This window comes from Hydrogenophaga sp. (assembly GCF_030158645.1).
In the GTDB taxonomy this organism is placed as follows: domain Bacteria; phylum Pseudomonadota; class Gammaproteobacteria; order Burkholderiales; family Burkholderiaceae_C; genus Hydrogenophaga.
This window is the reverse complement of sequence record NZ_JAOASO010000036.1, coordinates 17,965-31,707: the sequence shown is the minus strand read 5'-3', so window position 1 is coordinate 31,707 and position 13,743 is coordinate 17,965. Positions and strand designations below refer to the sequence as shown.

General features: G+C 66.4%; 12 protein-coding genes. 8 read left to right on the top strand and 4 right to left on the bottom strand.

The annotated features are described in order from the left end of the window. Positions 1–14 precede the first annotated feature (14 nt). A complete protein-coding gene (locus Q1W68_RS03710) occupies positions 15–632 on the bottom strand; it encodes a flavin reductase family protein (RefSeq protein ID WP_300655134.1) in 618 nt (205 codons plus the stop codon). A 101-nt stretch (positions 633–733) separates the two neighbouring features. Between Q1W68_RS03710 and recG the strand changes: the two genes are divergently transcribed. Genes recG through ubiA form a run of 4 tightly spaced genes read left to right on the top strand, consistent with a single transcriptional unit; the run spans position 734 to position 5,264 of the window. Then, positions 734–2,833, top strand: a complete 2,100-nt coding sequence (gene recG / locus Q1W68_RS03705; RefSeq protein WP_300715626.1) for an ATP-dependent DNA helicase RecG — start codon at positions 734–736, stop codon at positions 2,831–2,833. Positions 2,834–2,888: 55 nt separating this feature from the next. Further along, positions 2,889–3,848 carry a hydrogen peroxide-inducible genes activator gene (locus Q1W68_RS03700; protein ID WP_300658078.1) on the top strand — a complete coding sequence of 320 codons (960 nt, stop codon included), beginning with the start codon at positions 2,889–2,891 and terminating at the stop codon, positions 3,846–3,848. Between the two features lie 29 nt (positions 3,849–3,877). After that, positions 3,878–4,381 (top strand): Dps family protein, encoded by a 504-nt coding sequence (locus tag Q1W68_RS03695; protein ID WP_300715625.1) that lies wholly within the window; start codon positions 3,878–3,880, stop codon positions 4,379–4,381. Between the two features lie 10 nt (positions 4,382–4,391). Next, a complete protein-coding gene (ubiA, locus tag Q1W68_RS03690) occupies positions 4,392–5,264 on the top strand; it encodes a 4-hydroxybenzoate octaprenyltransferase (protein WP_300655143.1) in 873 nt (290 codons plus the stop codon). 1,265 nt (positions 5,265–6,529) lie between these two features. On the opposite strand, the gene proC is transcribed toward ubiA, so the two are convergent. The 3 genes from proC to Q1W68_RS03675 are packed head-to-tail and all read right to left on the bottom strand — an operon-like array spanning position 6,530 to position 9,684. Then, on the bottom strand, positions 6,530–7,357 hold the full coding sequence (gene proC / locus Q1W68_RS03685) for a pyrroline-5-carboxylate reductase (RefSeq protein ID WP_300715624.1): 828 nt from the start codon (positions 7,355–7,357) through the stop codon (positions 6,530–6,532). Between the two features lie 32 nt (positions 7,358–7,389). Further along, positions 7,390–8,883 (bottom strand): glycerol kinase GlpK, encoded by a 1,494-nt coding sequence (gene glpK, locus Q1W68_RS03680; RefSeq protein WP_300715623.1) that lies wholly within the window; start codon positions 8,881–8,883, stop codon positions 7,390–7,392. Positions 8,884–8,901: 18 nt separating this feature from the next. After that, positions 8,902–9,684, bottom strand: a complete 783-nt coding sequence (locus Q1W68_RS03675; protein WP_300658088.1) for a DeoR/GlpR family DNA-binding transcription regulator — start codon at positions 9,682–9,684, stop codon at positions 8,902–8,904. 162 nt (positions 9,685–9,846) lie between these two features. On the opposite strand from Q1W68_RS03675, the gene Q1W68_RS03670 reads away from it, so the two are divergent. From Q1W68_RS03670 to Q1W68_RS03655, 4 genes are read left to right on the top strand one after another with little or no spacing between them, the layout of a single operon-like run. Next, entirely contained in the window at positions 9,847–10,923 is a 1,077-nt protein-coding gene (locus Q1W68_RS03670) for an ABC transporter ATP-binding protein (protein ID WP_300658090.1), read from the top strand. Continuing rightward, positions 10,923–11,999, top strand: a complete 1,077-nt coding sequence (locus Q1W68_RS03665; RefSeq protein ID WP_300715621.1) for an ABC transporter ATP-binding protein — start codon at positions 10,923–10,925, stop codon at positions 11,997–11,999. The genes Q1W68_RS03670 and Q1W68_RS03665 overlap by 1 nt, the downstream gene beginning before the upstream one ends. Further along, entirely contained in the window at positions 11,996–12,889 is an 894-nt protein-coding gene (locus Q1W68_RS03660) for a sugar ABC transporter permease (RefSeq protein WP_300715620.1), read from the top strand. Before Q1W68_RS03665 ends, Q1W68_RS03660 begins: the two co-directional genes overlap by 4 nt. Next, the gene (locus tag Q1W68_RS03655; RefSeq protein ID WP_300715619.1) at positions 12,882–13,694 is read left to right on the top strand and encodes a carbohydrate ABC transporter permease; all 813 of its coding nucleotides are present in this window, start codon (positions 12,882–12,884) and stop codon (positions 13,692–13,694) included. The genes Q1W68_RS03660 and Q1W68_RS03655 overlap by 8 nt, the downstream gene beginning before the upstream one ends. Positions 13,695–13,743: the final 49 nt, after the last annotated feature.

The window sequence follows — 13,743 nt, the reverse complement described above, 5'->3', positions numbered from 1 at the left end:
CGGGCGATTCGGATTCACCGAGGGCGGTGCATCTGGAACAGCTGTTCAGGGCCGATGCTGAAGTAGTCGGCCGGGCCGCCGCCGCGCAGGATGTGCCCGGCGTTCGCCGTGTCGTACACACCCGCCTTCAGCAGGTGCTGTGCAATGTGCACGCCCACCACCTCACCCAGCACCAGCCAGCTGTCGATGGGCGCACCGGCCGCCGATGTCAGCCGCACGATCTGCGACAGCCGGCATTCGAAGCTCACGGGGCTCTCTTGCACCCGGGGGACGGACACCACACGGGATGCCACCGGCGTGAGCCCGGCCAGCGCAAATTCGTCCACCTCGGGCGGCACGTGAGCGCAGGTCTGGTTCATCTGTTCGGCCAGCGGGCGGGTCACCAGGTTCCACACGAACTCGCCGGTTGCCTCGACGTTGCGCACCGAATCCTTGTGCCCGATGCTGCAGAAGCCCACGATGGGCGGCACGTAGTTGAAGGCGTTGAAGAAGCTGTAGGGCGCCAGGTTGAGCACGCCGTCGTGGGCGCGGGTGGAGATCCAGCCGATGGGGCGCGGCCCGACGATGGCGTTGAACGGGTCATGCGGCAGGCCGTGGCCTTGCGACGGTTCGTAGAAGTGTGCGGCGTCCATGAGCATTGAGGGTTGAAGTGACGCACCATGCTAGGCGAGGGCTACGGGACGCGCTCGTGCGAGGCCATTGTTGACCGTGTGTGGCCGGGCACAATGCGCGCATGCCCGCCCAAGCCGAAGGCAAAACAGCCGCGCCCGCACTGTCCGCCCCCCAGAAAGCCTTGCACCGCCTCGGGCTGGTGCGCGACATCGACCTGGCGCTGCACCTGCCGCTGCGCTACGAGGACGAGACCCGCATCGTGAGCTTGCGCGGCGCGCGCGACGGGCAACTGGCGCAGATCGAGGGCACGGTGACGAACAGCGAGATCAGCTTTCGCCCGCGCCGCCAGCTGCTGGTGACGCTGGACGACGGCACCGACACCTGCACCCTGCGTTTCTTCACCTTCTACCCGGCGCACCAGAAAACGCTGGCCGTGGGTGCGCGGGTGCGCGTGCGCGGTGAGCTGCGCGGCGGCTTCCTAGGTTGGACCATGGTGCACCCGGCGTTTCACGCGGCGGGCGGCGAGTTGCCCGACGCGCTCACGCCGGTGTACCCGACCAGCGCACAACTGCCGCAGGCGTACCTGCGCAAGGTGGTGGCCAGCGGCCTGCGCCGCGCCGATCTCGGCGAGAACCTGCCGCCCGCGCTGCTGGGGGGTCTGAACGCCGTGGTGCGCGGCACCTGGACGCTGCGCGATGCGCTGCAGTTCCTGCACCACCCGGGCGCCGACGTGTCGCTGGACGCGCTCGAAGACCGCAGCCACCCGGCCTGGCAGCGCCTGAAGGCCGAGGAACTGCTGGCGCAGCAGCTCTCGCAGTTCACCGCGCGGCAGGAGCGCGCGGCGCTCAGCGCCCCGGCCTTGATCGCCCAGCCGGGCGGCCTGCACGAACAGTTGCTCGGCGTGTTGCCGTTTGCGCTCACCACCGCGCAGCGTCGCGTGGGCGAGGAGATCGCGCGCGACCTGATGCGCCAGATTCCGATGCACCGCCTGTTGCAGGGCGACGTGGGCTCGGGCAAGACGGTGGTGGCAGCGCTGGCCGCCGCCATTGCCATCGACGCGGGCTGGCAGTGCGCGCTGATGGCGCCCACCGAGATACTGGCCGAGCAGCATTTCGCCAAGCTCATCGGCTGGCTGGAGCCGCTGCTCACCCCGCTGGGCAAACGCGTGGCCTGGCTCACCGGCAGCCAGAAGAAAAAGCAGCGCGGCGAGATGCTCGCGCTGATTGCGAGTGGTGAAGCCGCGCTGGTGGTGGGCACACACGCGGTCATTCAAGACCAGGTGGTGTTCCAGAACCTGGCGCTGGCCATCATCGACGAGCAGCACCGGTTTGGCGTGGCGCAGCGGCTGGCGCTGCGCAGCAAGATGGGATCGGGCATGACGGAGGGCGAGCCCCACCTCCTCATGATGACGGCCACACCCATCCCCAGAACGCTCGCCATGAGCTACTACGCCGACCTCGACGTCTCCACCATCGACGAGCTGCCGCCCGGGCGCACACCCATCGTCACCAAGGTGGTGGCCGACAGCCGCCGCGCCGAGGTGGTGGAGCGCATCCGCTCGCAGGTGGCGCAGGGCCGGCAGGTGTACTGGGTGTGTCCGCTGATCGAGGAGAGCGAGGCGCTGGACTTGTCGAATGCGACCGCCACGCACGCCGAACTGTCCCAGTCCCTGCCCGGCGTGCTCGTGGGCCTGCTGCATTCGCGCATGCCGGTGGCCGAGAAGAAAGCGGTGATGTCGCTGTTCACCGGCGGGGAGATGGGCGTGCTGGTGTCCACCACGGTGATCGAGGTCGGTGTGGACGTGCCCAACGCCTCGCTGATGGTGATCGAACACGCCGAGCGGTTTGGCCTGTCGCAGCTGCACCAGTTGCGCGGGCGCGTGGGCCGTGGGGCCGCCGCGTCGGCCTGCGTGCTGCTCTACACGCCGCCCGACAGCGGCCGCCTGGGGGAAACCGCGCGCGAACGCCTCAAAGCCATGGCGGAGACCAACGACGGTTTCGAGATCGCCCGGCGCGACCTCGAGATCCGAGGTCCTGGCGAATTTCTGGGTGCGCGACAGTCGGGCGCGCCCCTGTTGCGTTTCGCCGACCTCGCCACCGACACCCACCTGCTCGAATGGGCCCGTGCGGCCGCGCCGGTGATGCTGGCGGAGCACCCGCAGCAGGCTGAAAAACACATCGCCCGCTGGCTCGGTGGCAGAGCGGAATTCCTGAAAGCCTGAGCCATTGAACCCGCCTGGCGGGGCGGTTTCAACGGCGGGCGCAAAATACCTCCCCATGACTTTGACCGAACTCAAATACATCGTGGCCGTGGCGCGCGAGAAGCACTTTGGCAAGGCGGCCGAGGCTTGCTTCGTTTCGCAGCCCACGCTGTCGGTGGCCATCAAGAAACTCGAAGAAGAGCTGGAGCTCAAGATCTTCGAGCGCAACGCCAACGAGATCAGCGTGACGCCCCTGGGCGAAGAGATCGTGCGTCAGGCCCAGACCGTGCTGGAGCAAGCCGCTGCCATCAAGGAAATCGCCAAGCGCGGCAAGGACCCGCTGGCCGGCCCGCTGCGTCTGGGTGTGATTTACACCATCGGCCCGTACCTGCTGCCCGATCTGGTGCGCAACGTCATCGACCGCACGCCGCAGATGCCGCTGATGCTGCAGGAGAACTTCACGGTGAAGTTGCTGGAGCAGTTGCGCCTGGGCGAGATCGATTGCGCCATCCTGGCCGAACCGTTTCCCGACACCAACCTGGCCATTGCGCCGCTGTACGACGAGCCCTTTCTGGCCGCCGTGCCGCACACGCATCCGCTTTCCAGGCAGGACCACATCACCAACGAAGAGCTCAAGCGCGAGACCATGCTGCTGCTGGGCACGGGCCATTGTTTCCGCGACCACGTGCTGGAGGTCTGCCCCGAGTTCGCACGTTTCTCCAACGATGCCGAGGGCATCCGCAAGAGCTTCGAGGGTTCGTCGCTGGAGACGATCAAGCACATGGTAGCCGCCGGCATGGGCGTGACCCTGGTACCGCGCCTGTCGGTGCCGTCGTCGGCGCTGGAAGGCCACGCCACGCCGGGACAGGACTTTGGCGACTCGTCGTACGTGCGCTATTTGCCGTTCAAGGGCGAGGCGCCCACGCGGCGCGTGGTGCTGGCGTGGCGGCGCAGCTTCACGCGCTACGAGGCCATTGCCGAGCTGCGCAACGCCATCTATGCCTGCGAACTTCCGGGCGTCAAGCGTCTCTCTTAGTCTTTTCAACCGTTCTTCAGGAGTTCTTCATGGCCAAAACCGCCAGCAAAGTCACCGCGCCCAGCATCAACATCGGCATCAACGAGAAAGACCGCGCGGCCATCGCCAAAGGCCTGTCCAAGCTGCTGGCCGACACCTACACGCTGTACCTGACCACGCACAACTTCCACTGGAACGTGACCGGGCCGATGTTCACCTCGCTGCACACCCTGTTCATGACGCAGTACACCGAGCTGTGGACCGCCGTGGATCCGGTCGCCGAGCGCATCCGCTCGCTGGGCCACGACGCCCCTGGCAGCTACGCCCAGTTCGGCAAGCTCAGCTCGGTGCCCGACGCACCCGCCACGCCGCCCAAGGCCATGGAGATGGTGCGCATCCTCGTGCAGGGCCACGAAGCGGTGGCGCGCACGGCGCGCGAGCTGTTCCCCGTGGTGGACAAGGCGGGCGACGAGCCCACGGCCGACCTGCTGACGCAGCGCCTCACGGTGCACGAGCAGACCGCGTGGATGCTGCGTTCGATCCTCGAGGATTGATCAAGGGATCATGGTCGCTGCGACGTCCCCAGCGCCTTCGCGCCTTGCGCTGTACCTCGACCTGATCCGCTGGAACCGGCCGGCCGGCTGGTTGCTGCTGCTCTGGCCCTCGCTGGCAGCGCTCTGGGTGGCGGCCGGCGGGTTCCCCGGCTGGCACCTGGTGGCGGTGTTTGTGCTCGGCACCATCCTCATGCGCAGCGCCGGCTGCTGCGTGAACGACGTGGCCGACCGCGAGTTCGACAAACACGTCAAGCGCACCGCGCAGCGCCCTGTCACGTCCGGCAAGGTGTCCACGCGCGAGGCGCTGGCCGTGGGCGCGGTGCTGGCGCTGGCGGCGTTTGTGCTGGTGCTCACCACCAACACGCTCACGGTGCTCATGTCGTTCGGGGCGCTGGCCATCACGCTCATCTACCCCTACGCCAAGCGCTTCGTGTCCATGCCGCAGGCGGTGCTGGGCGTGGCGTTCAGCTTCGGCGTGCCCATGGCGTTCGCCGCCGTGCAGGCGCAGGTGCCGCCGCTGGCTTGGGTGCTGCTGTTGGGCAATCTGTTCTGGGTGCTGGCCTACGACACCGAGTACGCCATGGTCGACCGCGACGACGACCTGCGCATCGGCATGAAGACCTCAGCGATCACGCTCGGCGCGTACGACGTGCCCGCAGTCACCGCGTTCTACCTCGTGTACCTCGCGGTCTGGACGGCCGCGCTGTGGAGCGTGGTGAACCCGTGGGTGTGGGGCGCCATGCTGGTGGTGGCGCTGGCCCAGGTGGTGTGGCACTTCCAGCTCATCAAGGACCGCAGCCGCGACGGCTGCTTCAAGGCCTTCCGCCTCAACCACTGGTTGGGGTTCACCGTGTTCTTGGGCGTTGTCCTCAGCTTGGTTTGATCGCGCTGGGTTTCGGTCGTGGTGCCTCGCGTGCCCACGGACGCGGCGTGCCCTGCTCCGCGGCTGTCCCCCGGCGGCTGGTGCCGCCTCCTCCTTGATGCCGCTGCGCAGGACACGCCGCGTCCGTGGGGAGGGTGGCGGTTGGGCGTGTGTGCCATCTGTTTTGCCGCAGTACGATGGCGCATAACACCCTGAAGCGGACGGCAACCTAATGTCGAATGTTCACGATCGCTTCAATCAAGCGATAGTTGATTACGCGAACGTGCTCCTTCGGCACGTGGTTCCGCTCTTCAATGTCCGTCCTGGCAGACGACCAGTCCTCATTGGCACGAGCTTGCTCGTAGAAAAGGCGGGGACGCACTATTTTGTTTCGGCGAGACACGTGATGGATCACGCCCATGACCAAGGCGGTCTTTCCTACTATGTAGAACGCGGTACGTTGCATCGCCTGTACGGAAGCATCCTGCATACACAGCCTCATTCAAACCCCCCTTCAAACGACCGGTACGACGTAGCCGTCGTCAAGTTGGCGTCAGACGCGCGGCCACCAGGAATAAGCATCCGGAAGGTTCCACTTGCATTCGCGTCTCTGCGTGCCTTTCAGCTTCCGCGCCAAGGAAAGCATTACCTCGTCACGGGTTTTCCTCAGTCTCGTAGTCGAGCCAACCCACATAGCCGCCAACTTCGATCTGAGCCGTCAGGCTTTCGCATTGTTTCGGCGTCTTCAGATGACTACCGAAGCCTTGAACTCAAAGAAGACCATCACATCGTTCTCGGGCTAGATATTGCAAACATGACTTTTCCCGACGGGACACAGCGGAAAATCGCAGACCCGCATGGCATGAGTGGATCGCCCCTGTGGCTTCTGTTTGATGAACAAGGTAGAAACGATCCATCTCGGACGCCTGCTGTCGGAGTTGTGACCGAGTACCACAAAGACAAGAGGCTACTGGTAGCCACTGACATTGCGATAGCGATTCATCTCATAAACGAGAGCGCTGCAGTCCCACTTGTGCGGTGAAGCCGATGCTCCAGCCTGCGCCTTCATTCGCTTGGTAGGCTGACCCTAGCTGTGGGTTCGACTTTTACTCTCGGTCAAATTTGTTCTTCTACAAAGACGTCGCTACCGTCTTTGCCCGCCAATCCCGCTCGCGGATGCTGTGCGCTCTGCGCAGCGGCATCAAGGAGGAGCCAAGGGCAAAGCCCTTGGCGGGGGACAGCCGCGGAGCAGAGCGCACCGCGTCCGCGAGCCGAGCGCCAAGGGATTACTTCCCGAATTCCCGCCCCAGCTCCGCAGCGCGTTGCTGCGCGGCAAACAGAGCCTCTTCAAACTTGGCTTTCACACCCGCCGCTTCCATCGACGTGAGCGCGGCATAAGTCGTGCCGCCCTTGGAGGTCACACGTTCCCGCAGCACCTGCGGTGGATCGTCCGAACGCTGCGCCAGGGTCGACGCACCGATGAAGGTGCCGACCGCGAGCTGGTAGGCCACCTCGGGCGGCAGGCCCATGCGGGTGCCGGCGTCGCGCATGGCTTCCAGGAAATAGAACACGTAGGCCGGGCCCGAGCCGGAGAGCGCGGTCACCGCGTCCAGTTGTTGCTCGGCGCTCACCCACACCAGCTCGCCGGTGGTCTTCACCACGGCTTCGACCAGCGCGCGGTCGGCGGTGCTGGCGCCGTCGCGGGCGAAGAGGCCGGTCATGCCCAGGCCCACCAGCGCCGGGGTGTTGGGCATGGCGCGCACGATGCGCTGCGTGTGCAGCCAGCCGGCCATGCTGTCGCTGGTGATGCCGGCGGCCACGCTCAGGTGCAGCGCACTGCCCAGATGCGGTTGGCTGGCCAGCGCAGCGTCCTTGAAAGTTTGCGGTTTCACGGCCCAGACCACGAGGTCCGAGGCGCGCAAGTCTGTGCTGGCGGCGGCGAGGAGTGAGACGCCGGGGAACTGCTGCACGAGCTTGGTGCGCTGTTCGTCCCAGGGTTCGACGATCTGCAAAGCGCTCGCTGGGTGGCCCTGGCGGAGCAGGCCGCCGACGATGGCGCTGGCCATGTTGCCGCCGCCGATGAAGGTGATGGTGGGGTGGGTGGGGGTGTTCATGGCGCCATTGTCGCGCGCCTGCACCCGCCGCTTCAGGGGGCCACCGTTTGCCGCACAGCGTGTTCCCACTGCGCCATTTTTTCGGCCGCGCGCTGGCGCGAGAGCGTGGGGTGGAAGGTGCGCTCGGCGCGCCACTGTTTCGAGAGTTCGTCGAGCCCGCCGAACAGGCCGGTGTGCAGGCCGGCGAGGTAGGCCGCGCCCAGGGCGGTGGTTTCGATCACGGCCGGCCGCACCACCGGGATGCCCAGCAGATCGGCCTGGATCTGCATCAGCAGGTCGTTGGCGCAGGCGCCGCCGTCCACCCGCAGCTCGCTCACCGGCACGCCACCGGCGGCCACCGCGTCGCGGCTCATGGCGTCGAGCAGGGCGGCGCTTTGAAAGGCGATGCTCTCGAGTGCGGCACGCGCGATGTGGGCGATGGTGGTGCCGCGCGTGAGGCCGGTGATGCTGCCCCGCGTGTCGGGCTGCCAGTAAGGCGCGCCCAGTCCGGTGAAGGCCGGGACCAGCACCACGCCATCGGCGTCGGGCACGCTTTCGGCGAGCGCCTGCACCTCGCTGCTCGACTCGATGGCGCTCAGGCCATCGCGCAGCCACTGCACCACCGCGCCGCCGATGAACACGCTGCCTTCGAGCGCGTATTGCTGGGGTCCTGGCGGCTGCGCGGCTGCGGTGGTGATCAGGCCGTTCTGGCTGATCTGGAAGCGCTCGCCGGTGTGCATGAGCATGAAGCAGCCGGTGCCGTAGGTGTTCTTGGCCATGCCGGCAGTGAAGCAGGCCTGGCCGAACAGGGCGCTTTGCTGGTCCCCTGCCACACCGCCGATTTCCAGCGGTGCCCCCAGCCACTCGGCTTTCATGTCGCCGAAATGCGCGCTCGACGGCAGGGCCTCGGGCATCAGGCTTTTGGGAATGTCGAGCAGTGCCAGCAGCTCGTCGTCCCATTGGCGGGTGTGCACGTTGAAGAGCATGGTGCGCGAAGCGTTGCTCACGTCGGTCACATGGCGCGCGCCGCCGGTGAGTTGCCAGATCAGCCAGCTGTCCACCGTGCCGAAGGCGAGTTCACCGCGCTCGGCCTGCGCGCGTGCGCCGCCGACGTGGTCCAGGATCCACTTGAGTTTGGTGCCGGAGAAGTAGGCGTCGATGCGCAGGCCGGTTTTCTGCAGCACGGTGTCGCTCGCGCCCCGTTCGCGCAACGCGGCGCAGGTGGCTTCGGCGCGGCGGTCCTGCCAGACGATGGCGTTGTAAACCGGTTCACCCGTCTTGCGGTTCCACACCACGGTGGTCTCGCGCTGGTTGGTGATGCCCACGGCCGCGATCTGGGTGGCGCTCAGGCCGGCTTGCTTCAGCGCTTGCCGCGCTGTCTCCAGCTGGGTTTGCCAGAGGTCGCGCGGGTCGTGTTCAACCCAGCCGGGCTGCGGGTAAATCTGGGGGAATTCGCGCTGCGCCATGGTCACCACGCGGCCGGCGTGGTCGAACACAATGCTGCGCGAACTGGAGGTGCCCTGGTCCAGGGCCAGCAGGTAGGTCATCTCGGCTTTCAGAAAAAATCAGTGGTGGTCGGCGTCGCTGCCCGCGAGCACGCATTCGACGTTGCCTGCGGCGAGCAGGTCGGAGAAGGGCGGTGGAGGTGGCTGGTCGGTGAACACCACGTCGAGGTCGTCCAGCCGCGCGAGTTCGACCATGGCAGGCCGGTTGAACTTGCTGTGATCGGCGGCGAGCCAGACTTCACGCGACTGCTCCACGATGGCGCGTGCCACTTTCACCTCTCGGTAGTCGAAGTCGCGCAGCGTGCCGTCGGCCTCGATGCCGCTGATGCCGATCAGGCCGATGTCGACCTTGAACTGGCGCATGAAGTCCACCGTGGCTTCGCCCACGATGCCCTGGTCGGCGCCGCGCACCACGCCGCCGGCCACGATCACCTCGCAGTCCGGGTGGGTGCTCATGAGCGAGGCGATGTGCAGGTTGTTGGTGATCACGCGCAGGCCGCGGTGGTGCTGCAGTTCGCGCGCCACCGCCTCGATGGTGGTGCCGATGTTCATGATCAGCGAGCAGCCGTGCGGCACCCGCCGCGCCACGGCGCGGGCGATGCGCGTCTTGGCGTCGGCCTGCATGGCCTGGCGCTGGCGGTAGGCGATGTTCTCGGTGGTCGAGCCCGGCAGGCGCACGCCGCCGTGAAAGCGCGAGAGAAAACCCGCTTCGGCCATGCGCTGCACATCGCGGCGCACCGTCTGCAGGGTGACGCCGAAGCGCTCGGCCAGGGCCTCGATGGTCTGCGGACCGTGCGCGCGCACTTCGTCCAGCAGCTGGGTGTGTCGGGGGTTGAGATTCATCTGGGAGGGCGGGTTCAGCGGAAGCCACCCGAACATAACGGAATTCTTTTTGGCGCTGATCAGGGTAAGTACCGAATAGAAACGAACATAAACGAACCTTAAAATCCCGCAAACGAAACGTCGTCCGTTCATGGGTGTGCGGTTTTTCACAATGGGATTCGAATGCAGTTGTCACTGGAGCACGTGGGCAAGACCGTCGGGCCTGCCGTCCACCTCTACCCCCAAAGCCTGAGCCTGGCCCCCGGCGCGGTCACGGTGCTGCTGGGCGCCACACAGGCTGGCAAGACCAGCCTGATGCGCGTGATGGCGGGCCTGGACGTGGCCACCACCGGCCGTGTGCTGGTGGACGGTGTGGACGTGACGCGCATGTCGGTGCGCCAGCGCAACGTGGCCATGGTCTACCAGCAGTTTGTGAACTACCCCTCGATGACGGTGGCGCAGAACATCGCCTCGCCCATGCGCCTGCGGGGTGATCGCGATGTGGACCAGCGGGTGCGCGACATCGCGGCCCGCCTGCACATCGACATGTTCCTGGACCGCCTGCCGGCCGAGCTCTCGGGCGGGCAGCAGCAGCGCGTGGCGCTGGCGCGCGCGCTGGCCAAGCAGGCGCCGCTGATGCTGTTCGACGAACCCCTGGTGAACCTGGACTACAAGCTGCGCGAGGAGCTGCGCGAGGAGCTCACCCAGCTGTTTGCCGCCGGCGAATCCACCGTGGTCTACGCCACCACCGAACCGGGCGAGGCGCTGCTGCTGGGCGGCTACACCGCTGTGATGGACGCGGGCGAGCTGCTGCAGTACGGCCCCACCGCCGAGGTGTTCCACCATCCGCAGAGCATCCGCGTGGCGCGCGCCTTCAGCGATCCGCCCATGAACCTGATGTCCGCCGAATCGGTGGCCGGTGGCGTGCGGGTGCAGGGTGGCGACATCTGGCCTGTGCCCTTGCCGGCCGAAGCACCGAAGCGCCTCACGCTGGGTCTGCGCGCCGGCGGCCTGCGCGTGACGCAGCGGCCGGGCGACGTGGCCTTGCCCGGGCGCGTGGAACTGGCCGAGATCGCCGGCTCCGACACGTTCGTGCATGTGCACACCGGCGTGGGCGAGCTGGTGGCGCAGCTCACCGGGGTGCACGTGTGCCCGCTGGGCGACCCGATCACGCTGTACCTGCAGCCCGACAGCCTGTTTGTCTTTGACGCCGGGGGCCCGCTGGTGCGCGCCCCGGCACGGCCGGGGAGGGCGCACTGATGGCACGCATCGAACTCGACCTGGCGCACGCCTACAAGCCGAACCCGACCAGGGATGAGGATTACGCCTTGCTGCCGCTGAAGATGACCTTCGAGGACGGCGGCGCTTACGCGCTGCTCGGCCCCTCGGGCTGCGGCAAGACGACCATGCTCAACATCATCTCGGGCCTGCTGGTGCCCTCGCAGGGCACGGTGACCTTCGACGGCCGGGATGTGACGCGCCAGAGCCCGCAGCAGCGCAACATCGCGCAGGTGTTCCAGTTCCCGGTGATCTACGACACCATGACGGTGGCGCAGAACCTCGCGTTTCCGCTGAAGAACCGCAAGGTGCCCGAGGCGGAAATCAAGGCGCAGGTGGGCCGCATCGCCGAGATGCTGGAGATGAGCCACCAGCTCGACATGCGCGCAGCCGGCCTGAGCGCCGACCAGAAGCAGAAGATCTCGCTGGGCCGTGGGCTGGTGCGCTCGGATGTGTCGGCGGTGCTGTTCGACGAGCCGCTCACCGTGATCGACCCGCACCTGAAATGGCAGCTGCGGCGCAAGCTCAAACAGATCCACCACGAGCTCAAGCTCACGCTGATCTACGTGACGCACGACCAGGTGGAGGCGCTGACCTTCGCCGACGAGGTGGTGGTGATGACGCGTGGACGCGCGGTGCAGGTGGGCGCGGCCGAGGCATTGTTCGAGCGGCCCGCGCACACCTTCGTGGGCCACTTCATCGGCTCGCCCGGCATGAATTTCCTGCCCGCGACCAGCGTGCGCGGCGGTCTGGTGGTGCTGGGCCAGCCGCTGGCCCTCACCAACCGTCAGTCCCTGCCCGAAGGACCGCTTAAGCTCGGCATCCGCCCCGAGTACCTCGCGCTAGGCCAGGCCAGTGAGCCCAACACGCTGCCCGCCACCGTGACCCGCGTGCAGGACATCGGCACCTACGTGATGGTGACTTGCGAGGTGGGCGAACACTGGCTCAAGTGCCGCCTCGCGCCCGAAGCCGCCGCACCCTTGGCGGGCGACACCGTGCACCTTCGGGTGCTCGGCGAGCACACCTGCTTCTACCAAGACGAGGCACTCGTGACATGAGCACAACCACCAAACCCGTGAACCAGAAGGCCTGGTTCCTCGTGCTGCCCGTCATCGTCTGCGTGGCCTTCTCGGCCATCCTGCCGCTGATGACGGTGGTGAACTACTCGGTGCAGGACGTGCTGTCCCCCGACCGCCGCGTCTTCGTCGGCACCGAGTGGTTTGCCGCCGTGATGCGCGACGAAGAACTGCACCTGGCCTTGTGGCGGCAGATCCAGTTTTCGCTGGCGGTGCTGCTGGTGGAAATTCCGCTGGGCATTGCGCTGGCGTTGTCCATGCCGGCGCAAGGCTGGAAGTCTTCCGCCGTGCTGGTGCTGGTGGCGCTGTCGCTGCTGATCCCGTGGAACGTGGTCGGCACCATCTGGCAGATCTTCGGCCGTGCGGACATCGGCCTGCTCGGCTACTACCTGCAGCAGGCCGGCATGGAGTACAGCTACACCGGCAACTCCACGCACGCCTGGTGGACGGTGCTGGCCATGGACGTGTGGCACTGGACGCCGCTGGTGGCGCTGCTGGCCTTCGCCGGCTTGCGCAGCATCCCCGATGCGTATTACCAGGCGGCCAGCATCGACGGCGCGAGCAAGTGGGCGGTGTTCCGCTACATCCAGCTGCCCAAGATGCGCGGCGTGCTCATGATCGCGGTGCTGCTGCGCTTCATGGACAGTTTCATGATCTACACCGAGCCCTTCGTGCTCACCGGCGGCGGTCCCGGCAACGCCACCACGTTCCTGTCGCAGTACCTCACCACCAAGGCGGTCGGCCAGTTCGACCTGGGCCCGGCGGCGGCGTTCTCCCTCATTTACTTTCTCATCATCCTGCTGTTCTGCTTCGTGCTCTACAACTGGATGCAGAGCCTGGGCACGTCCGAAAAGGAGCAGGGTCATGGATAACCGCACGTACAAGAAGAGGACGCTGTTCCTCATCGCCTACCTGGTCTTCGCGCTGCTGCCCATCTACTGGATGGTCAACATGAGCTTCAAGACCAACGAGGAGATCCTGTCCTCGTTCACGCTCTGGCCGGCCGAGTTCACCTGGGCCAACTACAAGACCATCTTCACCGACCCGTCCTGGTACTCGGGCTACATCAACAGCCTGATCTACGTGGGCATCAACACGGTGATCTCGCTCACCGTGGCGCTGCCGGCGGCCTATGCGTTCTCGCGCTACCGCTTTCTGGGCGACAAGCACGTGTTCTTCTGGCTGCTCACCAACCGCATGACACCGCCCGCGGTGTTTCTGCTGCCGTTTTTCCAGCTCTACACGACGCTGGGTTTGATGGACACGCACATCGCCGTGGCCATGGCGCACCTGCTGTTCAACGTGCCGCTGGCGGTGTGGATCCTGGAAGGCTTCATGAGCGGCATCCCGCGCGAGATCGACGAGACGGCCTACATCGACGGCTACAGCTTCCCGCGCTTTTTCTTCACCATCTTCCTGCCGCTGATCAAGGCCGGCGTGGGTGTGGCGGCGTTCTTCTGCTTCATGTTCAGCTGGGTCGAGTTGCTGCTGGCGCGCACGCTCACCAGCGTGAACGCCAAGCCCATCGTGGCCACCATGACGCGAACCGTGAGCGCCAGCGGCATGGACTGGGCCACGCTGGCTGCGGCGGGCGTGCTCACCATCGTGCCCGGCGCGATCGTGATCTGGTTTGTGCGGCATTACATCGCGAAGGGATTCGCGATGGGCCGCGTCTGAAACTTTGTGGGTCAGACCATGCGCAGCGTGCTCTGACCCCAACTGACTG